The 1,881-nt window shown below is 62.7% G+C and carries 1 protein-coding gene and 1 pseudogene; both read right to left on the minus strand.

Going from position 1 to position 1,881, the window contains the following annotated elements; genetic code table 11:
• A pseudogene (locus tag EOA85_RS34200) lies at positions 1-1,203 on the minus strand (2-acyl-glycerophospho-ethanolamine acyltransferase); the annotation flags it as partial.
• A 180-nt stretch (positions 1,204-1,383) separates the two neighbouring features.
• On the minus strand, positions 1,384-1,791 hold the full coding sequence (locus EOA85_RS34205; RefSeq protein WP_127212629.1) for a 4-oxalocrotonate tautomerase family protein: 408 nt from the start codon (positions 1,789-1,791) through the stop codon (positions 1,384-1,386).
• Between the last annotated feature and the right edge of the window lie 90 nt (positions 1,792-1,881).

Genomic DNA, 1,881 nt, shown 5'->3' on the forward strand with positions numbered 1-1,881 from the left:
GAATAGGATCACTGCTGGCTTGGCCGCATTCTGCGGCTGCAGCGGCCAGCGCCACAGCAAGGCGGCAGCGAGCTTGTCCAGCACGGTTACGCTGGCCCGCACGTCCTCCAGCCATAACAGTTTGGCGCCGCCTCCTTCCACCCCCGCGACGATGTCAGCGAGGTTGGTCTTGTCGATAAAGGCTCGCGACGAGACCACGGTGCGGACTTCCGCCGTGCGCACTGCGGCGGTGACGCTGGCCCGGCCTGCGGTGTAGTTGATCATCGCCGCCACCCGGCTCGCCGACAACAGGCCAATAAGCGACAGCACGACGCCGTTGGCGTTGGGCAGCAGCACTCCAACCGCTTCGCCCGGCGCCGTCACCGCCTCGAAGCGGCGGCCCAGCACCCGCGCGCCGATGAACAGCTTTCTGTAGTTCAACGTGCCGCTGACCACGTCTTCGACGATAGGATGCGAGGCGCCGACTCGGTCGGCGGCGTCGCGCATGGCGAGGAACAGGCCGCGATTAAGATCGCTGCCGAAAAGCCGGGCTTCCGCGAAACGGTCGAACAGCGCATTGGTGTTCGAGGACTGATCAGGGTTTCGCGCCACCAGCTCGGCGATGGTCATCGGCTCCAGCACGCTGATCGACAGGCGCAGAAACCAGCGCCGCGGCGCCTTGTCCGCCGGCGTCAGCGACACCGGCAGAGTGCGCGCGCCGGCGACAAAGATCGGCACGATGCGGGCATCGGCTTGCATGGCGATGCGGGTAACGGCGCGAAACAGGCGAAATGTCTTGATATCCGGCTCGACCGCGTCCGGCAAATAGACGGCAAGGCGGCCCTTGCCCTTCAGCACCCGCACCAGCCGGCGGCTGACGAAGATATGCTCGGCGTTGAAGGCGATGGTGCGGCCAAGCTCGCGCCATGGTTCGAGCCAGGGTGACTTGGCGGAGGCCTGGTCGAGAATGTGCAGCGTATCTTCCGGCAGCAGTGACAGCATCAGCGCCGGTTCGAGGCGCGACTGGTGCGAAATGACGTAGATGACCGGGGCGGCTGCGTTGCGGGCGATGTTGATGCGGCCGTCGGCAATCCGATAGGCGAGCTTGAACGGTACATAAAGCAGCGCCTGCGTGAAGCGCAGGCCGAGGCGGAATTTTTCCACCACGCCGATCAGCAGCCAGGCCGCGACGAGCCCCGCAAGCAGCGCCAGTGTCAGGATCATGCCGCGTCTCTCCCAACAGATTTTCACTTCGCGGTTCTTCCTGACCGCTTCGATGAGAACCTAGACGAAGTGGGGTCAACGTCAATGCTGCTCGGACAGGCCGGCTGCAAGCTGCCGGCCTGTCACGCTTCACCGTCGACAAAATTACTTGCGGATGAGCGTGGAACTGAACGGCGCTGCTCACGCCGCTTTCAACCTCCCGCTGATGAAACGGAATTCCTGTGTCTTGCCGCCGTAGCCATAGGCGGCGGCCGGCACTTCGTGCACGAAGGCGTAGCTTTCTTCGTGCATCTCACCCAGCAAGCGGCCAAATGCGGCGAAGATCGCCTTGAGATAGGCTTCCAGCTCAAGCTTGGTGTTGGTGCCGTCGACCACCTTGATGTCGAGCCAGAAACTGTTGGCGCCATGCTCGGCCAGCGACTTGCCGCCGGCGAACCAGTGCTCGGGGTCATGATAGGATATGGCGACCGCGGTGATGGTCGCATCCTTGCGCAGATGCGCAGCGGTCAGTTCGGTCACCTGCTTGGCGATAGCGGCGGACAAAGCGGCATCGGGCTTGCCTGAGACGCTGACATTGATGATCGGCATAAATTTCTTTCCTCGGGTTATGCGGCATCTCTTCGCCGCGAGAAATCTTTGCCATCGCTCTTCCATTATGAAAATCGAATTGTTTGAGGA

Origin of the sequence: Mesorhizobium sp. M5C.F.Ca.IN.020.29.1.1 (genome assembly GCF_003997375.1) — a bacterium.
GTDB classification, from domain to species: Bacteria; Pseudomonadota; Alphaproteobacteria; order Rhizobiales; family Rhizobiaceae; genus Mesorhizobium; species Mesorhizobium wenxiniae.

What these genes read in the sequence shown, in the direction of transcription:
- EOA85_RS34205 (WP_127212629.1), bottom strand. Translation starts at nt 1,791, where the DNA reads ATGCCGATCATCAATGTCAGCGTCTCAGGCAAGCCCGATGCCGCTTTG.